The organism is Neisseria sp. 83E34, assembly GCF_001308015.1.
Taxonomy (GTDB): Bacteria; Pseudomonadota; Gammaproteobacteria; order Burkholderiales; family Neisseriaceae; genus Neisseria.
On the sequence record NZ_LGYH01000007.1, the window covers coordinates 45,385 to 67,089 of the forward strand.

The 21,705-nt window shown below is 49.0% G+C and carries 17 protein-coding genes; 7 read left to right on the plus strand and 10 right to left on the minus strand.

Annotation, left to right across the window (positions count from 1 at the left end):
- Window positions 1-28 precede the first annotated feature (28 nt).
- Complete coding sequence (gene tldD / locus AKG09_RS08135; RefSeq protein ID WP_054618954.1) at window positions 29-1,471, minus strand: metalloprotease TldD; 1,443 nt, start codon at window positions 1,469-1,471, stop codon at window positions 29-31.
- Window positions 1,472-2,080: 609 nt separating this feature from the next.
- On the opposite strand from tldD, the gene AKG09_RS08140 reads away from it, so the two are divergent.
- Window positions 2,081-3,046: an MBL fold metallo-hydrolase gene (locus tag AKG09_RS08140; protein ID WP_197272134.1), complete on the plus strand. Its 966-nt coding sequence runs from the start codon at window positions 2,081-2,083 to the stop codon at window positions 3,044-3,046.
- Window positions 3,047-3,118: 72 nt separating this feature from the next.
- On the opposite strand, the gene AKG09_RS08145 is transcribed toward AKG09_RS08140, so the two are convergent.
- The 3 genes from AKG09_RS08145 to glnA all read right to left on the minus strand — a co-directional run bounded on the left by AKG09_RS08145 (window position 3,119) and on the right by glnA (window position 7,289).
- Window positions 3,119-4,153 carry a lysozyme inhibitor LprI family protein gene (locus AKG09_RS08145; protein ID WP_054618955.1) on the minus strand — a complete coding sequence of 345 codons (1,035 nt, stop codon included), beginning with the start codon at window positions 4,151-4,153 and terminating at the stop codon, window positions 3,119-3,121.
- Window positions 4,154-4,249: 96 nt separating this feature from the next.
- Entirely contained in the window at window positions 4,250-5,491 is a 1,242-nt protein-coding gene (gene gltS, locus AKG09_RS08150; RefSeq protein WP_054618956.1) for a sodium/glutamate symporter, read from the minus strand.
- A gap of 379 nt (window positions 5,492-5,870) precedes the next feature.
- Entirely contained in the window at window positions 5,871-7,289 is a 1,419-nt protein-coding gene (glnA, locus tag AKG09_RS08155; protein ID WP_054619038.1) for a type I glutamate--ammonia ligase, read from the minus strand.
- Between the two features lie 342 nt (window positions 7,290-7,631).
- Here glnA and aroE point away from each other — a divergent pair, with 342 nt between their 5' ends.
- Both aroE and mtgA read left to right on the plus strand, forming a co-directional pair.
- The gene (gene aroE, locus AKG09_RS08160) at window positions 7,632-8,447 is read left to right on the plus strand and encodes a shikimate dehydrogenase (protein WP_054618957.1); all 816 of its coding nucleotides are present in this window, start codon (window positions 7,632-7,634) and stop codon (window positions 8,445-8,447) included.
- Window positions 8,434-9,120, plus strand: coding sequence for a monofunctional biosynthetic peptidoglycan transglycosylase (mtgA, locus tag AKG09_RS08165; protein WP_054618958.1), 687 nt, complete (start codon window positions 8,434-8,436; stop codon window positions 9,118-9,120). The genes aroE and mtgA overlap by 14 nt, the downstream gene beginning before the upstream one ends.
- A gap of 157 nt (window positions 9,121-9,277) precedes the next feature.
- Here the strand turns inward: mtgA and AKG09_RS08170 are convergent, their stop codons facing one another.
- The 4 genes from AKG09_RS08170 to AKG09_RS08185 all read right to left on the minus strand — a co-directional run bounded on the left by AKG09_RS08170 (window position 9,278) and on the right by AKG09_RS08185 (window position 12,684).
- Window positions 9,278-10,336, minus strand: a complete 1,059-nt coding sequence (locus AKG09_RS08170) for a hypothetical protein (protein ID WP_156320825.1) — start codon at window positions 10,334-10,336, stop codon at window positions 9,278-9,280.
- A gap of 340 nt (window positions 10,337-10,676) precedes the next feature.
- Entirely contained in the window at window positions 10,677-11,003 is a 327-nt protein-coding gene (locus tag AKG09_RS08175) for a hypothetical protein (RefSeq protein ID WP_054618960.1), read from the minus strand.
- 409 nt (window positions 11,004-11,412) lie between these two features.
- A complete protein-coding gene (gene dapB / locus AKG09_RS08180; RefSeq protein WP_054618961.1) occupies window positions 11,413-12,222 on the minus strand; it encodes a 4-hydroxy-tetrahydrodipicolinate reductase in 810 nt (269 codons plus the stop codon).
- A 21-nt stretch (window positions 12,223-12,243) separates the two neighbouring features.
- Window positions 12,244-12,684 carry an outer membrane protein assembly factor BamE gene (locus AKG09_RS08185; RefSeq protein ID WP_054618962.1) on the minus strand — a complete coding sequence of 147 codons (441 nt, stop codon included), beginning with the start codon at window positions 12,682-12,684 and terminating at the stop codon, window positions 12,244-12,246.
- Window positions 12,685-12,839: 155 nt separating this feature from the next.
- Between AKG09_RS08185 and fur the strand changes: the two genes are divergently transcribed.
- The 4 genes from fur (at window position 12,840) to dapD (ending at window position 15,609) form a co-directional block, all read left to right on the plus strand.
- Window positions 12,840-13,268 carry a ferric iron uptake transcriptional regulator gene (gene fur / locus AKG09_RS08190; RefSeq protein ID WP_040666708.1) on the plus strand — a complete coding sequence of 143 codons (429 nt, stop codon included), beginning with the start codon at window positions 12,840-12,842 and terminating at the stop codon, window positions 13,266-13,268.
- A 121-nt stretch (window positions 13,269-13,389) separates the two neighbouring features.
- The gene (gene aat / locus AKG09_RS08195) at window positions 13,390-14,118 is read left to right on the plus strand and encodes a leucyl/phenylalanyl-tRNA--protein transferase (protein WP_054618963.1); all 729 of its coding nucleotides are present in this window, start codon (window positions 13,390-13,392) and stop codon (window positions 14,116-14,118) included.
- Window positions 14,119-14,258: 140 nt separating this feature from the next.
- Complete coding sequence (locus AKG09_RS08200; RefSeq protein ID WP_054618964.1) at window positions 14,259-14,669, plus strand: hypothetical protein; 411 nt, start codon at window positions 14,259-14,261, stop codon at window positions 14,667-14,669.
- A 118-nt stretch (window positions 14,670-14,787) separates the two neighbouring features.
- On the plus strand, window positions 14,788-15,609 hold the full coding sequence (gene dapD / locus AKG09_RS08205) for a 2,3,4,5-tetrahydropyridine-2,6-dicarboxylate N-succinyltransferase (protein ID WP_054619039.1): 822 nt from the start codon (window positions 14,788-14,790) through the stop codon (window positions 15,607-15,609).
- Between the two features lie 233 nt (window positions 15,610-15,842).
- Here the strand turns inward: dapD and AKG09_RS08210 are convergent, their stop codons facing one another.
- Both AKG09_RS08210 and AKG09_RS08215 read right to left on the minus strand, forming a co-directional pair.
- Window positions 15,843-19,760 carry a translocation/assembly module TamB domain-containing protein gene (locus AKG09_RS08210; RefSeq protein WP_054618965.1) on the minus strand — a complete coding sequence of 1,306 codons (3,918 nt, stop codon included), beginning with the start codon at window positions 19,758-19,760 and terminating at the stop codon, window positions 15,843-15,845.
- Complete coding sequence (locus tag AKG09_RS08215) at window positions 19,760-21,595, minus strand: autotransporter assembly complex family protein (protein ID WP_054618966.1); 1,836 nt, start codon at window positions 21,593-21,595, stop codon at window positions 19,760-19,762. Before AKG09_RS08215 ends, AKG09_RS08210 begins: the two co-directional genes overlap by 1 nt.
- Between the last annotated feature and the right edge of the window lie 110 nt (window positions 21,596-21,705).

Below are 21,705 nucleotides of genomic sequence, written 5' to 3' on the forward strand. Positions count from 1 at the left end.
ATTTTGTCGGAGTAGCCGGTTGATTCGGTTACATCTCGCTGCCGCCCACGGTCAATCCTGCATCAATCCGCAACGTCGGCTGGCCTACGCCCACCGGCACGCTTTGGCCGTCTTTGCCACACACGCCTATACCTTTATCTAAAGCCATATCGTTGCCAATCATGCTCACATGTTTCAACACTTCGGGGCCGTTACCGACAATGGTAGCGCCTTTTACCGGATATTGCAGCTTGCCTTTTTCGACCCACCACGCTTCCGAAGCGCTAAACACAAACTTGCCGCTGGTAATATCCACTTGCCCGCCGCCGAAGTTCGCCGCATAAATGCCTTTGTCCACCGAAGCAATGATTTCTTCAGGATCGTGGCCGCCGCTTTCCATAAACGTATTAGTCATACGCGGCATAGGTGCGGCAGAATAACTCTCGCGCCGACCGTTGCCGGTAACCGGCACACCCATCAGTCGGGCATTGGTTTCGTCTTGCAGATAGCCTACCAAAATACCGTCTTCAATCAGAATGTTGCGTTTGGTTTCGTTGCCCTCGTCGTCGATATTGAGTGAACCGCGCCGATCAGCAATATCGCCCTGATCAATCACGGTAACACCTTTTGCCGCCACGCGCTCGCCAATTCGGCCGGAAAAAGCGCTGGTTTCTTTGCGGTTGAAGTCGCCTTCCAAACCATGCCCCACCGCTTCGTGCAGCAGCACACCCGGCCAGCCGCTGCCCAACACCACTTTCATGGCGCCGGCAGGCGCAGGGCGCGCCTCTAAATTAATCAGCGCTTGCTTCACGGCCGTATCGACATAGCTTTTTACCACCTCATCGCTGAAATACGTTAAATCAAAACGCCCGCCACCGCCGCAACTGCCCATTTCACGGCGATCGCCCTGTTTGGCGATAACCGTTACGCTCAAGCGCACCAGCGGGCGGATATCGGCAGCATGTTTACCGTCCAAACGGGCGATATAAATCAGGTCATGCTCGCAAGTCAGCCCGGCCATCACTTGCACAATACGCGGATCAGCCGCTTTGGCTAATGCCTCGACTTTATTAAGCAGGGCAACTTTGGCTGCCGAATCCAAGCTGTGCATCGGATTGATGGCTTGGTGCACGTTTTTGCCCGAAGCAGGAGCAGGCACATGTACACGCCCTTCCCCGCCGCTAGAACCGATCACGCGCACTGCATTAGCCGAGCGTGCAATGCTTTCCACACTTAGATCATCCGCATAAGCAAATGCCGTTTTCTCACCCGAAACCGCACGCACCCCCACGCCCTGATCGATCTGAAAGCTGCCGGATTTCACCATTCCTTCTTCCAGATGCCAGCTTTCAAAAGCCATCCGCTGGCAATAAATATCGGCGTAATCCACCTTGTTGGCACCGATAATGCCGAGGCTTTTCGCCAAGCTTTCGGGAGAAAGCTGATTGGCAGCAAGCAGGTCTTGCACAACGGTTTGATAAGTATTCTGCATATTGTTTGAGCGCATTTAAAGATTTGAATTAATAGATAATTATACTGGATTTAAACGTGCTTTGACACGCTGCTTAAATTTGTTAAATACACCGGATACGGAAATTTTATCGATTACCCACTACTTAAATTTATTTTTTTCTTATATTTTTCAAAACACTATAAAAATACAGTAAATTTATTTAATTTATGTATTGATAATTATTATCGTTTGTGTATAATAAAAACCACTCAGTTATCCATAGCTGAGAGCCATTAAACATCCAAACATCTATTCCCTTTTTTTGTTTTAAACTGCTTTTTGGAGAATGCCTATTAGCTAAAACAATTCCCTTACCTCGAATACTCAAAACCGAAAAACCATACCACCCGTTGCCTGAAACAGCGGGTGGTATGGTTTTTTAGAATCACGAAACTGCCTGTCTGAACAATATTTCAGACAGGCATTAGTATCTCGCCAACCATCATCAATCCAACTAATTATCCTTTAGTATTGCAATCCTGTATCCGATATAATCTGCAAATTTTGGATGCGCTTTGGCATCTGACTTCAAATGTCGAAACATCCCTTTTTCTTCATTTTGAAAACTTAAACAACACAGGTTGGAAAATGCTCTCTATTTTATTAAAACCCTATTTATTACTGAAAATGTTACTCGGCTTGGTTATCGTGCCCGCAGGTGCCCAAGCTGCCCAGTGCAACTATACCGATTTAGATGTGGTCGTACTTGGGTCGGGCGGGCCGGAATTGAGCGACAAACGTGCATCCACAGGTTATTTGGTGCGGGAAAACGGCAAAGCCCGCTTTATTATTGATTTCGGTGCGGGCGCTTCCCTCAATTTCGAACGGGTCGGCGGCAGCATAAAAGATCTGGAAGCTCTTTTATTCACCCACTTCCATGTCGACCACTCTAACGATCTGCCTGCTTTGGTTAAAGCGTCTTTCTTCTCCGAGCGCGAACGCGACCTGCCGATCTACGGCCCTACCGGCAACCACACCATTCCCACCACACCTGAATTTATCGAGCGCCATTTCGGCGAACAGGGTGTTTATCCCTATCTTTCCGACTTTCTTACCGGAGATGCTGCCTTTTCTTTAAAACCCATTGCGGTAAATGCAGACAAAGCCCAGCCCCAACTGTTTGAAACCCAAATCGGCGGCTTTACCCTGAAAGCCATTCCGGTAGAACACGGCCTGCTGCCTTCTTTAGGCTGGCGCATTGAGAAAAACGGCTGTTCCGTTACCGTATCGGGCGACACCAGCAATACGGGCAAAACGCTGGATATTTTAGCTGAAAACACCGACATATTTATCGCCCACAATGCCGTACCTGAAAGCAGCAAAGACTCGATTGCTTTAAAACTGCATATGCCGCCTTCTGAAATCGGCAGAATTGCCCGGAAAACCAAAAGCCGCAGCTTGGTGCTTTCACATTTTATGCACCGCACGGAAAATGCGAAACCGTCCACCACCTCAGCCATCCGCCAAAGCTATAAAGGGCCGCTTTCTTTTGCCGAAGACTGCGATATCTACTCTTTAAAAAGCGGTATGAAAACCGGTAGCTGCAAGCAATAAAGCCTATATAGTGTAGATATAAGAATGCCTGTCTGACAATTTTTCAGACAGGCATTCAGTCAAACACCCTTTTTACTGGATACTGTATCCCTTCAAATACTGGATGCGCTCGCGCGTCATACGGGTGCTGCATTGCAATTGCAGATATTCCGCCTGCTGCGGATCACCGGCACGTGCGGCTGCCCGGCGGCAGCTGTTGTTTTTCTGATTAATCCAGTCGCGCTGCTCATCAACCAGCTCTTTACGCACGGTTTGATCCATATTGTTCCAGATACGGTTGATTTCACCATCTGCCGCATCATAGTTATTGCGCGCCTGATCGAGCTCTGCAGCAGAAAGGCCCGGGGTATTGTGCGTATCTGCGGGTGAAATGGTTTCGGCAGGCTGCTGATGATCAGAAAAATCAAACACAGATGATGCGCTGTTATCTTCCAAGATACTTTGCGGATCACGTTCAAACGGCGATGGCTGCTGTTCATCAGCATCTTTGACTTCGCTGCGTAACTGTTTTAAGGCTTCTTCTTTGGAAACGGGCTTGCCGTTAATCAATACATGGTTTTTTACACCATAGGGCAGCAGCAAGGCAGATACGGCGTCAGCCGTATTGTTCAAGTCGTCCACCAAACTGATACTCACACCACCTTCACCCGGAATAGCTTTATAACGCAAAGTTTGGCTGAACACGCCGCTGCCATTGTAAGCCGTTTTGCCGCTGCCCGTATGACGCTGAAGAATGCTATTCATATCCTGCTGCCCGTAAATCAAAGGCGCATTGTTATAAGCAGTCTGTAAAACTTGGTAAGGTACGGTCACATTTAGCTGAGCCGAACACACGGGATGGGTTTCATTAGTGGCGGCGGCATTTTCTAATTTAATATCCAATTCGCTACCGGCCGCAATAACTTTATCGGCATCAACATATTGGCGGTTGTCATTTTGAGAATAATGGCGTGCTTTTTGTTTGATCGAGTCCTGCATCAAAGTACGCACGTTTTGCAAAACCGCAGGGTCTTTACATGAGAGTTGGACATTCTGCTTAGGCTTGTCGTCACCGCAGGCAGCCAATGATGCGGCAACAAAAGTTAAGGTCAGCAGTTTTTTATACATGTTCTGGCTTCCATTTATCGAAAAGTAAGCGCTATCATAGCAAAAAGCACTTGAAACAGGTAACTAGTTTCAAGTGCTTTTCAGTTTGCTTGCTGATTATTTGAGGAAGCTAACGAAAGTCTGCAGGATAACAACGTTAATCAAGTCAACGAAGAACGCGCCCACCATCGGCACAATCAGGAAAGCTTTGTGTGAAGGACCGAAGCGCTCGGTAATGGACTGCATATTGGCAACCGCAGTCGGCGTAGCACCCAAGCCGAAACCGCAATGACCGGCCGCCAAAACAGCTGAATCATAGTTACGCCCCATAACATTATAGGTAACGAAATAGGCAAACAAAATCATCACGATGGTTTGCACCACCAAGATGGCCGTTACCGGGCCGGCCAAACCGGTCAACTCCCACAGTTTCAAATTCAGCAAAGCCATGGCCAAGAAGAGCGACAAAGATGCATTACCAAACACGTCGATGGCGCGGTCAAACATGTTAAATTTGAAACCGATGGTCAAAATATTGCGCAGGATTACACCGCCACCCAAAGCCCACACGAATTTCGGCAAGTCGAATAAATAATCCTTGTCAATGCCGTCCATCACTTCGGCAAATGCCAAACAGGCAGCAAACATAGCCAATGTTTCAATGGCTGAACTGGCCGTAATCAGGCGTGATTGGTCGGGGTGCTCGAACACATCATCTGTATTTTGGTCTGCACCTCCAGCAATTTGTGCATGAATCGCGGCCTTCAGCTCGGCGTCGCCTTGGGGTTTACGCCCCATTTTATTCAGCAAACGGCGGGCAACCGGGCCACCGATCAAACCGCCGAACACCAAACCGAATGTCGCGCTGGCGATACCCAAACCGGTCGCACCCACCACCCCATGTTCTTTTTCAAACAAAGGCCCCCACGCACCCGCCGTACCATGACCGCCGGTTAATGTAATGGAGCCGGTAATCAAACCGAGCAGCGGATCCAAACCAAATGCGCTGGCCATGCCGACGCCTACTACGTTTTGCACAATGATGTAGAAACCGACAACGATAGTAAACAAAACCAGCGGGAATCCGCCTGCTTTCAAGCGTGAGAAATCCGCGCTCAAACCAATGGAGATAAAGAAAATCAACATAAAAGCATCTTGCAGCGGTTTCTCAAACTTGAAGCTGACGCCGTAAAATGCATGCAAAGCATAAAGAATCGCAGCGGCCACCAAACCGCCCGCTACCGGCTCGGGAATATTGAAATCTCTTAAGAATTTGATTTTATTAACCATTAACTTACCAAACAGTAAAACAATGGTCGCGGCAATCAGCGTATAGTAGCTGTTGAATACCCATTCCATAAGTTTTTTCTTTCCTTAGTTGATGTTTTTTTGAGAACTTTTTAAGACAAAAGCCCGAAAGGCAGAATATTAGGGGAAGAGTTAAAAATTGTCAAAGCACTTTGATATTTTTATTTCAGCAAACAGGTTTTTTGGGCGTTTTTTATTAAAATGAAAATAAAATCAAAAGGTTTATAGCAGAAATATTTCAGACAGGCATTGTAAATTTTTTCAAGCACGAGGATGGCGAACATACAATTTTTAAATTGTTTCGCTATGAAAGCTCATCAGATTTCTAAATAAACCGACGAACCCAATGCCTGTCTGAAAAAAGCCCGGACAGATAACTATCCGGGCCTAAGTGCTTATTTGATGTGTGATTATTTTTCAGATGATATTTTTAGAGTGAGTAATACATTTCAAACTCAAGCGGATGCGGCGCCATGCGGATACGCTTCACATCTTCTGATTTAAATGCAATGTAGCTGTCAATCCAATCTTTGCTGAACACGCCGCCGCGCAGCAAGAATTCATGATCGGCTTTTAAGGCTTCCAGTGCTTCTTCCAGCGAGGCGCATACGGTTGGCACCAGTGCATCTTCTTCCGGCGGTAAGTCGTAAAGGTTTTTATCTGCCGGATCGCCCGGATGGATTTTGTTTTGAATGCCATCCAAACCTGCCATCAGCAAAGCGGCGAAACACAAATACGGATTGGCCATCGGATCAGGGAAACGGGCTTCGATGCGGCGCGCTTTGCTGCTGTTTACGGCAGGAATGCGGATGGAAGCAGAGCGGTTTTTCGCCGAATAAGCTAATTTGGTAGGCGCTTCAAAATGCGGCACCAAACGCTTGTAAGAGTTGGTGGAAGGATTGGTAATCGCGTTCAAGGCTTTGGCATGCTTGATGATGCCGCCGATATAATAAAGCGCGGTTTCAGACAGGCCTGCGTAACCGTCACCGGCAAACAGGTTTTGCCCGTCTTTCCAGATGGATTGGTGAACGTGCATGCCGCTGCCGTTATCGCCCATAATCGGTTTGGGCATGAAGGTGGCGGTTTTGCCGAAATTGTGTGCCACGTTCCAAATCACATATTTCATGTCTTGCGTCCAGTCGGCGCGTTTGAGTAAGGTGCTGAACTTGGTGCCGATTTCCATTTGCGTACCGGTGCCCACTTCGGCATGGTGCACTTCAACCGGAATACCGATATCTTCCAAAACCGTTACCATCGCAGAGCGCAAGTCTTGGCCGGAATCAACCGGCGCTACGGGGGCATAACCGCCTTTCACTGTCGGGCGGTGGCCGGTGTTTTGACCGTCTAAGTGCAGGCCGCTGCTCCAGGCGCCGCTTTCAGACGTGATTTCAAAACGGGCTTTGTGCATATGGGTTTCGAAAGCAATGCCGTCAAACACAAAAAATTCCGGTTCGGGGCCGAAAAAGGCGGTGTCACCGATACCGGAAGATTTCAGATAGGCTTCTGCACGGCGGGCAATGGAGCGCGGATCACGGTCATAGCCTTGGCCATTTGCCGGGTCGATAACGTCACAAGTGAGCACCACGGTGGCATCGTCGAAAAAAGGGTCAAGATACGCAGTGGAAGCGTCTGGGCGCAGCTGCATATCGGAAGCTTGAATGCCTTTCCAGCCGCCGATAGAAGAGCCGTCAAACGCCTGACCGTTTTCAAACCATTCTTCAGGATCATCCAAAACAACGCTGGCAGGTATCGTAAAATGGTGTTGTTTGCCTTTGGTATCCGTAAAACGTAAATCAACGAAGCGAGCTTCGTTTTCTTCAATTAACCGCACAACATCTTTGATAGACATGTTGTTGTTCTCCATAAACTCAAATCATTAAATTCAGTAAAATAATATTTTTTCCGCTGCGTTTGAATCTGCCCGCAGCATCCATTAAGTATTCCGGTTATCCTCGGATTGTTTCAGAGCATATTTGCGCCGTCAATATAAATCATATTTGCCGAATCGGCAGCTTTTTTAATTTTTCAAAAACAAAAGGATAATTTTACACGGAATGTAGCAGATCAATGTGTGGTGTTTGGGTTGATAACCATGCCTGTCTGAAAGAACACGTTAAACCTTTTCAGACAGGCTTCATCTTATACAATGTTTGCCCCATAATAACGAAAATCGACTTAACGCAGAAATATCATGACAACCGCACATTATGCCGTGTTCGGCAATCCGATTGCACACAGCAAATCGCCCGAAATCCACGGGCGATTTGCCGCTCAAGAAGGCGCCTGCATCGAATACCGGCGGATTTTGGCCGAGCCCAACGCATTTGCCGAAGCGGCCGCCGAATTTTTCGCACAAGGCGGCCAAGGAGCCAACGTTACCGTGCCGTTTAAAACCGATGCTTATCATTGGGCAAACGAGCTTTCCGAACGCGCATCAGCCGCCGGCGCGGTCAACACCTTAATCCGACTGCCCGATGGCCGCATCCGAGGTGATAACACCGACGGTATCGGTTTGGTTAAAGACATTGTTGAAAACCACGCCGTCGGGCTTACGGGCAAAAAAATACTGTTATTGGGCGCAGGCGGCGCCGTACACGGCGTTATCCGCCCATTGCTTGACCAGTCGCCGCACAGCCTGACCATTGCCAACCGCACATTCAGCAAAGCACAAGCTTTAGCAGATGAATTCGGTATCGAAGCAGTAGAATTCGGCAAACTGCCACCCAATCATTACGACATCATCATTAACGGCACATCCGGCAGCCTGAGCGGCCAAGTGCCTGATATTCAACCCGATGTGTTTGGCCGGTGCATTTTGGCCTACGATATGGTGTATGGCAGCGAACCTACTGCTTTTCTTACCTTCGCTCAAAATGCTGGCGCGCAGCACATTGCCGACGGCCTCGGCATGCTGGTGGCACAAGCTGCATTTTCCTATGAACTCTGGCGCGGCTTCTCCCCCGAAATCCGCCCCGTTATCGAATGGATGAAACATGGGCGCGATTAAATGGCTGATTGCCTTGCCTTTTATGGCTTTCATTCTCTTCAATGCTTATGTGTACGGCAACATTTTAACTTACCGCGCCGTCGCGCCCAGCCAAACCGCCTTTATGAAAATGCGGATGAGCGAATACCGAAGCATCGGAAAAGAAGTGGCTTTAGACTACCGCTGGGTGCCTTACAACCAGATTTCCACCAACCTGAAAAAAGCCCTGATTGCCTCTGAAGACGCCAAATTCGCCGCTCACGACGGTTTCGACTGGAGCGGCATCCGCCACGCCATGAAACGCAACCAGCAAAGCGGTAGGATTAAAGGCGGCGGTTCAACCATCAGCCAGCAGCTGTCGAAAAACCTGTTTCTCAACGATTGGCAAAGTTATATCCGCAAAGGCGAAGAAGCGGCTATTACCGCCATGATGGAAGCCACAACGGATAAAGACCGCATTTTCGAAATTTACTTAAACGTAATCGAATGGGGGCACGGCATCTTCGGCGCGGAAGCTGCCTCGCAACATTTTTTCAAAAAAAGCGCAGCAAACCTTACCAAGCAGCAAGCCGCCCTACTAACCGCCCGTGTACCCGCACCGCTGTTTTATGCCGACAATCCCAAAAGCAAACGCTTACGCGGCAAGGCAAATATTGTATTGCGGCGGATGGGCTCGGCAGAATTGCCTGAGTGATTGGATTGGGAATACCACTCAAAAACAGCACCCTCGGCATACCCGCAGTTGACCCAAGTATTTTTTAGAGTCAGCAATATTGTTTAACGCACACAGCAAAATGCCTGTCTGAAAAATTTTCAGACAGGCATTTCCACTTTAAATATCGCAAACCTGATTATGCGGAAGCTGCCGGCAGCAATTTGTGCAAATAAGGTTCTGCGCCGTGGCTGGTTTGAGCGTATAGGTTTTCGTCAGACAGCAAAGCGTCAATCATCTGCTCATCGCTCGCATACTGCCCGCGCAAAAGCTGCATTTGCTCTGCGGTAAACAAAGGGCAAAGCTTGTATCGGTATGCAAAGGCATCTTGATCAAAAATAAATTGCCGGGCAACCGCCACAAAAAGATTATGAATTTCACGAATGCGCTCAAGCTCCGATAATCCGCGCAGCGGCGCAAAAGCTTCCGGCAGCCGATTGCTGTCGGCCAACATCATTTCATACATATCGTCACGCGCATCACGCAGCCATGTGTAAGCTTCTCGGCTGATGTTGAAATGGGTTTTCAGCAAAGGTACGCGGCTGCCTGCCAACTTCGGATAACTGCCTTGCGCCACCCAAGTATCGTATATGGTACGGATATCGGCCAATTGCGCAGCAATATCAACGGGCTTGAATGCTTCAATTTCAAACTGCGGCAGGCTCAACGGAAATGAAATATCCATATTTTGCTGTTGCGCTTTATCCGCTCTGATTAATTGAACGACCTCTTCGCCCTCGTCTTCAAGGCAGAAGATATATAAGCGTGTAGAATTTTGCTCGTGTGCCAAAAGCTCATTTACCCAATAAACCAGCTCTTGCGCAATGGCTTTATAGGAGAATTTGCAATTGGCAGAAAAAACATTGATTAAATAAGTTTGACGGCCTGTCTGAATCAGTATGGGAGTAGTTGCAACCTTGCCGGCCCACTCAGGTAAAGGATTTAACTCGACAACATTGCTGCCTGTGCTGCCTGCCTGCCAGCTAACCTGCCATTCTGGGGCAGCAAAAGAAAGCATTTGAGCGAAAATCTCACCACAATTGCCATCGTGGTACACATCCTCATTTAACCAGAAATATTGGTAATTCGGTGAGGCGGTTAATTGATCAAGTATGCTTTCTGCTTGTTGAAAGGTGGCGCTTTCAGTTGTTGGATCGACATCTGCTTTGTCACCCAACAAACCGGCCCCAGCAAGCACACGAATGACTTGCTCACAACCTATTCCATTGTTTTTTAGATATGTTTCGTAGTCTGACCAACTGTTAAAGTTGTAAGTTACAGCATTTTCCATATGAATTGTCCCGTTATTTATTTATGTGGTTGTTATGGTTAAACCATTCAAAGCAGTCACTAAGCAGCATACTGCAAACAACAAGTTTTCGGTACGTTCGCAGAGTTAACTGTTTTAAAGCGATTTAACGATACAGCTTAATTTTTAATGCCTGTCTGAAAAAAGCCGGTAATAACCAAACTTTTCAGGCAGGCATTGTGTGTTCTTTCACTTAAATCCGATCAGGCGGATACGGTAAACTGCATTATCAGCCAACGGTTTCTTCCTCCTGTCTGAACAGGAAAGGCGCAGACCATGTTAAGAAACCGCCTGCTGCGGAACCGGCTAAAACATAGATAAACGGCATGGCAGGCATCAATAAAGATAAAGCAATTCCGAATAAAATCAAACCGGTTATGGCTCGGACTTGAGCGGATTGAACCAACAATGCGGATAAAACAGCAGCCAAAATACAATTCACAGCCAGCATTTGATTAAGATACGCAGTGCCTGCAACCATCAATAAAACAGGCGCCAGCATGATGCTGGATGCGGTTGAAAATAAAGCGATATTGCGGATTTGGTGCTTAATCATGTCAGTTTTCCCTGCGCGTTAAAATTTTGATGAATTTTAGTCCTTAAACAACCTTGAAAACGTTGGCAAAACTTATTTTTACGAATTAATACACAAATTGCATTTTTTGAAAAATCGAAACAATTGGCAAAAAAATGCGATTCGAGAGATTTTTTTCACTTAATTTGTTGTTTTAAATAATGATTTATGGATACACATGAGGTTTAAGATAACAAAACCATGTAAAAACGCTGTCTCATCCTTACAACTGAACGGTTATATTTTTCGACTAACGTATATGTTTTTTATTGATTCATTATGTGTAATTAGGTTTCACGGCTCGTTTAAGATTTTCAGACAGGCATCGAACAAAAAAGCAGGCTATACGGCCTGCTTTTTAAAATGCGGCAATATTACCGCTACAACATGCTTATTTGTTTTTCAAACCCAAAACATCCTGCATATCAAACAAACCTTTTCTGCCTTGTAACCACACAGCAGCGCGCACGGCGCCGGCAGCAAAAGTCATGCGGCTGGATGCTTTATGCGTGATCTCTACGCGTTCGCCTTCCGTGGCAAACAGTGCGGTGTGGTCGCCCACAATATCACCGCCGCGAACGGTGGCAAAGCCGATGGTTTGCGGATCGCGTTCGCCTGTATGGCCTTCACGGCCGTAAACGGCGCATGTTTTCAAATCACGCCCTAAGGCATCGGCTATCACTTCGCCCATACGCAACGCGGTTCCGCTGGGCGCGTCAACTTTGTGACGGTGGTGCGCTTCGATGATTTCGATGTCGTAGCCTTCGTTTAATACGCGTGCAACGGTGTCGAGGATGTGAAACGTTAGGTTGACGCCCACGCTGAAATTGGCGGCAAACACGATGCCGGTTTTCTCGGAGGCGGCAGCAATGGCGGCTTTACCGGCTTCATCGAACCCGGTTGTGCCGATGATAAGGTTCACACCTTTTTCCATGCATTTGTGCAAATGATTCAACGTAGGCTCGGGGCGGGTAAAGTCTATCAAAACATCGCTGGCCTCAAGCACAGCGTCGATATCGGCAGAAATGGTTACACCGGTTTTGATGCCCACCGCATGGCCTGCATCCAACCCCAATGAATCGGAACCTGCATGTTCCAATGCGCCGCTCAAAACGGTGGCCGGATTGTTGCTTACTGCTTCAACCAATACTTTGCCCATGCGGCCGTTGGCGCCGGCAATGGCTACTTTTAATTGATTCATGTGTGAAGTCCTGTCGGCGGATTAGCGGTCGGGCGTCCAAATCAGTTCGGGAGCAGGCTGAGCCTGTTGTGGCGCAGCGGGTTGCTGTTCAATCTGCTCTCCATAACGCTCTTTAAGCTGCTCAACGGCGTATTCGATAGCATTGCCCTCTGCTTTAACCAGTTGGTCGTTTTGGAATGTCAGCTTGAGATTGCGTTGCTCCTGAACGATGCCGTTGCGGCTGACTTCGTAGGTGTAATCCCATTGGTCGCCGCGAAATGCTGGACGCAGCAGCGGTGTACCCAATAAAGACTGCACTTGCTGGCGGCTCATGCCCGGTTGCAGCGAAACCACTGCGCGCGGGTCAAGCTCGTTGCCTTGAATGACTTTGAGTTTGTAGGACGGGATATTGGAGATGCGTTCGGCGCTACAGCCGACCAAGCCGGCGGCAAACATCAGGGCGATTATGAGGGGTTTGTTCACGCTTTTACCTTTCCGATTGATATCGAGTGTATTGTGGACTCTGTTGCGTAAAGGCTTATGATTAAAAACCTTTAATTATCCAATAGTGGGCAAAATGCTTAAAAATGCGTATTATAACGGCATTCACACAACTTCGGTACGGATGGAAAGATACTATGGAAAGCAATATTGCACAATTAAAAGACAGCGGTTTAAAAGTTACCGGCCCGCGCCTGAAGATTTTGGATTTGTTTGAAACCCACGCCGAAGAGCATCTGAGCGCGGAGGATGTGTACCGCATTTTGCTTGATGAAGGCATTGAAATCGGCGTAGCTACCATTTATCGAGTGCTGACCCAATTTGAGCAGGCCGGCATTTTACTGCGCCACCATTTTGAAACAGGCAAAGCCGTATATGAATTGAATGCCGGCGGCCATCATGACCATATCGTGTGTGTCAAATGCGGCAAGGTTACCGAATTTCACAACGAAGAAATCGAGAAGCTGCAAGATAAAATTGCCAATGAAAACGGTTTCCGCATTGTGGACCACGCGCTGTATATGTATGGTGTGTGCAGCGATTGCCAGAAAAAAGAAAAACGCTGAGCAGCAAGTTTGCATCTTTACCTTTTCAGACAGGCATTGTGTTTCGATGCCTGTCTGAATGCATTTATACTCAAATATTTGAGTGCTTGGATTATATCTAAATCTTCAACAGGTAACGGATATGGAGATTCCGTTTTTAGCCCCCGGCGACCACCGTTTTCCCGACCCGCGTCCTGCCTTGGCGGAAAACGAAGGCTTGGTTTGCGTGAGCACCGATTTGGCCGTGCCGAGGTTGCTGGCTGCTTATCCTTTAGGCATTTTTCCTTGGTTTGAAGAAAACGGGGTATTTTTCTGGTTTTCGATTGCACCGCGCGCCGTTCTCTTTCCTAAAAAAATCCATATCGGCCGCTCGCTGTCCAAAACACTGCGCAACAAGCCTTATGCGGTTACGGTTAACCGCAACTTCCCTGAAGTTATCGCCGCCTGCAGCCGGATTGAACGGCCCGGCCAGGAAAGCTCTTGGATAGGCCCTGCTTTCAGACAGGCCTATACCGAGCTGCACAAAGCAGGCCATGCGCATTCATTTGAATGCTGGTATCCCGATGACCAGGGAAATTTAAACTTAGCCGGCGGATTTTACGGTGTACAAATCGGCCGCGCATTTTTTGGAGAATCCATGTTTGCCGCGCAGCCTGATGCCTCAAAAATCGCGTTTGCCTGCGCCGTACCTTATTTGGCGGAATGCGGTATTGAGTTGATAGACTGCCAGCAGGATACGCCTCATCTGGCACGGTTTGGCTCAGAGCAGATGGAATTTAACGATTTTCAGGCAACCGCGCTGCGCCTCAGCCTGAGTGACTTACAACAGCCGATAAATCAGGGCGTGTTACGGGAACAAAACATACGTTAAGCTTGTCTAATTTTGGTTAAGCTGAATAGCTTTTAAGGGAATTTTCAACCCTCACTATTCTATTTTTTTTGTTTCCCGCTTAACGTAATCGATTTCATTTTATTAAGATTTTCTAAACAAAAACTATTCGAAGGAAAATTATGAAACATCCCCTGATTCCTGCCATTTTACTTTCTTTACTATTGGCTGCCTGCGGCGGCAACGAAAACCAACCTGCGGCTCCGGCATCTGCCCCCGAGCCTGCAACCCAAGCATCGGCTCCTGCAGCAGATAAAGCGGCTTCTGAAGCTGACATGGCTGAACCGAAAGCCTCTTCAGCCGCTGCCGCCACACCTGCCGGCGAGATGGTTTCCTTGTGTAAAGAAGCAGAAACGCTGGAAAACAAATACATTGAAACTTTGAGCGGCGCGGAAAAAGAAGAGCGTATCCAACGTCGCGACGAATGGTTGGCCAGCTTGAAACAAGCCACTCCGGCTGAGCAGGAAGAAAACTGCAAGCAGGTAATCGAAGAAGCCAAAGGCCAAGACGACGATAAAGAAGACAAAAGTTAATCTTTAGCCGATATCGTGCAACATGACCCATGCCTGTCTGAAACTTTTTCAGACAGGCATTCGTTTCCGCTTTGCGGTACAATCCAGCCTTGATTCTCAACTAACTGTGGAAAAAACCATGTCATTACAAAACATCATCGAAACCGCTTTTGAAAACCGCACAAATATCACGCCGGCCAGCGTAACACCCGAAGTGAAAGAAGCTGTGGAAGAAACCTTGCGCCAGCTCGATTCAGGCGCTTTGCGTGTGGCCGAGCGTTTGGGCGTAGGCCAATGGAAAGTGAACGAATGGGCGAAAAAAGCCGTGTTGCTTTCTTTCCGCATCGCCGACAACAAAGTGCTGAACGACGGCGTAAACCAATATTTCGACAAAGTGCCGACCAAATTCGAAGGGTGGAGCGAAGAGCAATTCAAAGCCGGCGGCTTCCGCGTGGTGCCCAATGCCGTTGCCCGCCGCGGCAGCTTCGTGGCCAAAAACGTGGTATTGATGCCTTCTTATGTCAACATCGGCGCGTATGTGGATGAAGGCGCCATGGTTGACACTTGGGCCACCGTAGGCTCATGCGCTCAAATCGGCAAAAACGTGCATTTGAGCGGCGGCGTGGGCATCGGCGGCGTGTTGGAGCCGTTGCAGGCCAGCCCGACCATTATTGAAGACAACTGCTTTATCGGCGCGCGCTCGGAAATCGTGGAAGGCGTGATTGTGGAAGAAGGCAGCGTGATCTCTATGGGTGTGTATATCGGCCAATCCACCAAAATTTACGACCGCGAAACCGGTGAAATCCACTATGGCCGCGTACCTGCCGGCTCGGTAGTGGTGTCCGGCAGCCTGCCTGCCAAAGACGGCACGCACAGCCTGTATTGCGCGGTGATTGTGAAAAAAGTAGATGCGCAAACCCGCGCCAAAACCAGCGTAAACGAATTATTGCGCGGCGTGTAAAACAACGTATCCATCAAATTAAAAATAGTACGCTCGTCATACTCGGGCTTGACCCGAGTATCTTTAACTCTAGTAATGTTGGGAGATACTCGGGTCAAGCCCGAGTATGACGATGCTGTTTCTATGTAAGTAGTTTCACTATATAGAAATGCCTGTCTGAAAGTATTTTTCAGACAGGCATTAATTACGCTGTGCCGGATTATCGGCTATTCCAATACCGGGCGCTTAAACCATCAATCAAAGCGGATAATGTATTTCAATTCTCCGCCCGAAGATTGCGTGCCGACGCGCGCCACGGCTTGGAGCGAACGGGTTAGCTGATACATTAGCTTCACCGACTGGCTGGCGCTATTCATGCCATACTCATAACCCAGATAAAGCTCGCCGGTCAGCTGCTTACCAAAGGTCAGAATTTGCTCCGCAGGGTTCAACTCGCCCGTTTGCGCATTGCGGGTACGCTGACTGGTGAGGCCGAAATTGTCGACCAAACCGATTCTGTCGTTAACTTTACCGGCCAGGAAAGCACCCGCTGCCGTAGCCAGCGCGGCTTCATCGCTGTCGTTGCCGCTGCTGGCTCGATTGAGGATCAGCCAGGAAAGTTTGTCTTTCTCGCTCATTGCTTCATTCGCCACCAGGCTGACGCGCGGTTTGTTCAGGCTGCCCAACACTTCGACACCCGCACCCACCGGCGAAAGATTGCGTGTTGCACGGATATTGAGGTTGGGATTGTCGAGCGGGCCGACAAACGAAATTTTGCCTTTTTCAATATTCAAATCCTGCCCATAGGCTTTGTATTTGCCTTTAACTACGTTCACCGTGCCGACACCCTGAACGCTTTCACCCGGCCGCGCAATTAAGGCCAACCGGCCGCCTAGAGTCACATCCAAGCCCTCACCGCTGAAGCGGAAACGGTCGTTCAAATCCAATGTTAGATTCATATTAACCGGTGTTGCGGCAGCCGGTTTCTCTTTTACCTCGCCTATCACAATCACATCATCGTCTAGTGCAGGCATACCGGAATCCTGAAAACCGAAACGACCGTTGTCAACTTTGAGCAAACCGGTCAACGTAACACCCGAGGCATCGTTATATTGCAGCTTGGTATCGCCGCTGACGGTCAACCGACGGTTGGGCTTGTCCAACATATGATAGCGGTCAAACACGGCAACCACGTCAACATCGGGCGCATTATTCGCCGCCAAACTGATGCTGCCGCTAAGTTTTGCCGAGCCGCCCCGGTGGAAGGTCAGGCTGTCAATCTGCCAGCGCTGGCCCGCCAAGCGTGAACGCAAAGTACCGTTATCCAAAATAATGCCTTGTGCATGATTGCGGTAATACAGATTGTCGCCGTTGAGCGTTCCGTTTAATTGCGGCTGCCCAAGCCTGCCTGAAATCACCGCTTCACCCACCAGCTTGCCTTTCAAAACCTGCCCCACAGGCATCAAGTGGCGGAATGCCTCCAGATCAGGAGCATTCAGACTGATTTTGCCACTTACAGGTGCCTGTGCAATGGCGTTACCGAAATTTTGGCTGATAACAAGGTTGCCGCCGATTTTGCCGTAGCGGGTAGAGCCTTCGATCGTATTGTCGATACGCCCGTTTTGGAAGCGGGTTTGCAAAGTGAGATTACCCAACCCCAAAGCTTGCTTGCGGTAAGGAATCACCACATCGCCGCTTTGTCTGCGCACATTGATATAGCCGCGCATATTTTGTGCGTATACCACATCCCAATCGCCGCTCAAAACTAAATCATGCTCAACCGGCGGTGTGTAGAAATTGTGTAGTTGCGATATATGCAGATTGTCTGTGCTGCCTTTGGTTACAATGCCCTGCTTTTTATCCCATACAAAATTCTGCAAGTTCAAACTGCCGCCCATCGCACTCCAACGCGCCGCACCCAAACTGACACGTTCGGCGCCGGCTTCCAGCGCCAAGCGGTTTTGCAGTTTCAGATTGAACGCGCCATTGATGTCTAAAGTATCTACATAGCCCTGCCATTGGTTTTTACTGTTCAAACCGCCGTTTGCAGACACAAGCAGGCGGTAGGGTTTACCGTCCAGCTTCATGCTGCTGTTGCCGTTGATACTGTGGCTTTTGCCCGTGCCGTTAACCGTAAGCTGGATATTATCGATGCGCGTCGGTTCGGTTTCGCCCGGGATGATGATTTGCCGGCCGTCTGCCTTGATATTGAACGGGCGGTTTATATCGGGCGAACCATTCACCTGAAAATCAAGATGGCTGATTTGAACAGCTTTTTGGATACGCAAGTTTTCCGCCCTGCCCGCTACGTTGGCTTCCAGATGCTTCGGATCGCCGGCAATCGTGCCTTTGGCAATCAAAAGGCCGCTCATACCCAAGCCGAAACGGCTCAGATCAGGCGCATTCACGTCCAGCGTTAATTTATCGCCCCGCTTGCCGAAGCTGCCGTTAGCAAACAGCCGGTTATTGCCGAGCTGGATATTGGAAGCAATTTTGCTCAGATGGTCTTTATCGTAAACCACATCCGCTTTGCCGCTGAGGTTTACATCAGACAGGGTGCTTTGGCCGAAATTGAGGTTAGCGGCAATATACTGATCGGCAAGCCTGCCGTTTACTTTGAAACTGCCGTTTACCCTACCCTCCGGCAAGTCCGCATACATGCGCGCGGGATTGAAGTTTTTACTGTCAAACTCAACCGCAAGGTTTTGTTTGTTAAACAGCTCTAAGGTACCGTTTCCTTTGATTTCGCCACCGTTTTCGGGTCTGATGGCAATATTCTTCAGGCTAACGCTTCTTTGGCCGCTCCGTGTATCCGACACCAGCATCACTTCACCACCGGCTGCTGTTTTGCCAACCGTCAAATCCAGCAAAGCTTGGGGATTGCTGTATGTACCGCGCAATTGGAGCTTGCCGTTTATCGGCTCTGCAAACTTCTGCTTCACCACATCGGCCAATACCACATCTTGGATGTGGGTATCGAGATTTAGGGTTTGCTTGGCCGTATCGGTGCTGCCGCTTAATGCGATATTGCCTTTTTTCAATAAATTCGCATTCGCTTCTTTTAAAAGCAGCATACCGTTTTCATTAATCACAAAATCAGCCAGCAGGGAACGAACCGGAATGCCGCCTGCATCTGCTTCGGCAGCGGTCAAGTTAGCCAAGTCGATTGAACCTTCCAGCGCAACACCATGCAGCTGTGACGGCACCACGGTGGCATCAAAATCGAAATGCGCTTGCGGAGCGGAAGCCAGAAATGCACGCGGGTTGATGTTGTATCCTTTAACCTGCACATGGTCGATAATTTCGTCCAAACCTTTGCCAAACGGGCTTACGCGTGTATCGACCGTGAGTTTGATGTTGTTGATGCCGTTTGCAGCTTGGTCGGAGGCATTTTCCGTGGCCGCCGTTTTCATGTCGGTTTTCAGTGTTATGGTTTGCAGGCTGCCACCCAGCTGCACATCGTTGGTAATGGCGATATTTTCAAGCACGCCTTCACTGTGAATTCTGCCGTTCAACGCAAACGGCGATGCAGTGGCCATTTTCAGCGTACCGTTTGCATCGCTCCACGGGCTTTGCAGTGAAACCACGTTTAATTGATGCTGCTTGTGGTCATAACCGTAGTTTAAGCGCACATGTCTGACGATAACGGTTTTGTTTTTACCGGTTGTAATCTGCCCCGTTTCTACACTGTCGATTACCGCTTCAAAAGGCAAGCTGATACTTTCCGGCATTTTAGCTTCGGTTTTAGGTTTGGGCGGGGTGGGTTTGTCCTGAATATGAATATCACCGGCGGCAATGCGGCGTATATGCAGCTTTTTATTCCGTAATTCACCGGGCTGCCAGCTGAATACCAAGCTGGAGATGTCTATATCGGCACCTTCCGTTTCGATGCGCCAACCATCACCGTCAAATCCTTTGAGCAAAGTGCCGTTCAGGCTTTTGGAGGTAATATTGACGCCGAACCAGGCGGGAATCTTATATAAGCCGAAACGCAGGCCGGATTCGGTGAACACCAGCCACGCGATAATGCCGCCCAGCATCAACACAGCCAGCACGAAAACCAGCAAAATGGCTTTCAACCATTTTTTGCCGCGTTTTTTCGGAGCAGGCTGTTTTCCAGACAGGCCTTGTTCGGCAACAGTCTGAGCGGGTGCTGTGGTTTCTTGTGTCATCAGAAACGGGTTCCTAAGCTGATGTGCCAGCGGATTTTTTTATCCTGATGGCCATAGGCGATGTCGAATGAAAAAGGAGCAACGGGGCTGAACCAGCGCACGCCCAAGCCGGTGCCGTGTTTCAGATTCATGGATTTGAAGTTATGGGCAACATCACCCATATCATGGAACACGGCAGCTGCAAAATCTTTACCTATCGGATATTGGTACTCCAGACTGGCTACTGCCAAAGCACGCTCCGGCAGCACGGAATTGTTGGGGCCTTCCAGACCTATACTGTCAAGCTCGTAGCCTCGTACCGAACCGGCTCCACCGGTACGGAACTGCAAAGAGGACGGCACTTCCTCATCGTCTCTGGCATACACATAACCGAGCTGGCCGCGCGCGATGAAGGTGCCGTATTTTTTCTCTTCCGGCGTGAAGTAATAGCCTGCCGAGGCAGTAACACGCTGCACGGAAGTAGAAGACAAAAGTTTACCCACTGAAGTGCCGATCTTGCCGTCGAGATAATAACCGTTGGCCGGACGCAGCAGGGTTTCGATGTTCTGGCGCCGCCAAGAAGCAGTCAGCATAGTGGCGGCGCTACGGCCTAAATCATAATTGGTGCCTGGCACCCTGCGGTTTTCATTAATATGTTCGACGCCGAGGCGGGATTCAATGCCGTTACGGTCACGCACATACCATACGCCGGTAGTCAGTGCTTTTTTCTCCAGATTTTGTGTGGTCGAACGGTTATAGGAAAGGTTGGACGTCCAATATTTGCCGTTGCTCTTACGCGGTTGGCTGATACCCACGGCCACCGTGGTTTCGTATTTATCATAATCAAACACGGCGGAGCCGACATAGCCGCGGTTCAACAGGTTGTAATGGTCGTAACCCATGCGGATGCCCGGCCCGTATTCGGAATCGTAACGTAAACCCATTTCAAATTTCTGGCGCTTCATTTCGTTTACGTTTACCTTCACCGGAACGCGGTCGCCCTGCATATTATTGAAATCAGGATAAACCGATGCGCCGGAATAATGGCTGTCTTGCTCAAGTGCCTGCTGATAATCCAACAGTTTATCAAGGTCATAAGGATTGCCGGGGTTGAACTGCGCCAAACCGCGCGCCACGCTTTCCGGATAACGCTCCACGCCTGTGATGTCGATTTCACCGAAATAAATCGGCTGTTTGCTGTCTACTTCGATACTCAAATCGGCTTTATTGGTATTGGGGTTAATTAAAGCCTCTGTTTTAGACAGCTGCGCCATCGGGTATTTTTTACGCACTACGGCGGAAAGCACGGAATTTTTACTGCTGCTCCAGCCGGGTTGTTCAAAAGGTGCGCCCACGGGCAAGGCCCAATCTGCCAGCGCTCTTTTGTAATACACACCCAATTCGCTATCGGACACTATCTGGCCGGACAATGCCACATTTACATTGTCGATTTTGGTGCGCGGGCCGGTTTTCACGTCTACGCGGTAACCTTCTCCCTGCGGAACCACATTTACCACACCATTGAAATAGCCTTTGGTTTTCAACATGGTCTGAACATCATTGGGTGCATCTTCCGCCAGAAACCCCACTTGCTCTTTATCCAGATTTTCTTGCTGCTGCTCGGTAATCAGCGGCAGGTGCTCCTGCAGCATTTCTTTAACTTCTTCATCATCGGAGCTGATTTGAACAGGGTATTTCGGTTCCAGTTTCCGCCCTTCGGTATCTTCAGGCTCATAGTGGCTGGCCACGGGCACGGCAACGTAATCTTCGGCTTTGGGCTCAAAGACGGGCTCTGCAAACGCTTGGCGGCAAGCGAGTGTGAGAATGGTAAGGGTGAGGGCGGTATGCGGTTTCATGAGTCTCTGATGCGTGTTGAGCGGCAAACACCGGTTTATGTCTTTAGGATGCGGGAAATTTTAGCATTGTTTTCAAGGCTTGTAATGCATATGCCTGTCTGAAAAAGAAC

Bases quoted from the DNA above. Each gene is read 5' to 3' on its own strand.
- tldD (WP_054618954.1), bottom strand. From the start codon at position 1,471: ATGCAGAATACTTATCAAACCGTTGTGCAAGACCTGCTTGCTGCCAAT.
- AKG09_RS08140 (WP_197272134.1), top strand. From the start codon at position 2,081: ATGCTCTCTATTTTATTAAAACCCTATTTATTACTGAAAATGTTACTC.
- AKG09_RS08145 (WP_054618955.1), bottom strand. From the start codon at position 4,153: ATGTATAAAAAACTGCTGACCTTAACTTTTGTTGCCGCATCATTGGCT.
- gltS (WP_054618956.1), bottom strand. From the start codon at position 5,491: ATGGAATGGGTATTCAACAGCTACTATACGCTGATTGCCGCGACCATT.
- glnA (WP_054619038.1), bottom strand. From the start codon at position 7,289: ATGTCTATCAAAGATGTTGTGCGGTTAATTGAAGAAAACGAAGCTCGC.
- aroE (WP_054618957.1), top strand. From the start codon at position 7,632: ATGACAACCGCACATTATGCCGTGTTCGGCAATCCGATTGCACACAGC.
- mtgA (WP_054618958.1), top strand. From the start codon at position 8,434: ATGGGCGCGATTAAATGGCTGATTGCCTTGCCTTTTATGGCTTTCATT.
- AKG09_RS08175 (WP_054618960.1), bottom strand. From the start codon at position 11,003: ATGATTAAGCACCAAATCCGCAATATCGCTTTATTTTCAACCGCATCC.
- dapB (WP_054618961.1), bottom strand. From the start codon at position 12,222: ATGAATCAATTAAAAGTAGCCATTGCCGGCGCCAACGGCCGCATGGGC.
- fur (WP_040666708.1), top strand. From the start codon at position 12,840: ATGGAAAGCAATATTGCACAATTAAAAGACAGCGGTTTAAAAGTTACC.
- aat (WP_054618963.1), top strand. From the start codon at position 13,390: ATGGAGATTCCGTTTTTAGCCCCCGGCGACCACCGTTTTCCCGACCCG.
- AKG09_RS08200 (WP_054618964.1), top strand. From the start codon at position 14,259: ATGAAACATCCCCTGATTCCTGCCATTTTACTTTCTTTACTATTGGCT.
- dapD (WP_054619039.1), top strand. From the start codon at position 14,788: ATGTCATTACAAAACATCATCGAAACCGCTTTTGAAAACCGCACAAAT.
- AKG09_RS08210 (WP_054618965.1), bottom strand. From the start codon at position 19,760: ATGACACAAGAAACCACAGCACCCGCTCAGACTGTTGCCGAACAAGGC.
- AKG09_RS08215 (WP_054618966.1), bottom strand. From the start codon at position 21,595: ATGAAACCGCATACCGCCCTCACCCTTACCATTCTCACACTCGCTTGC.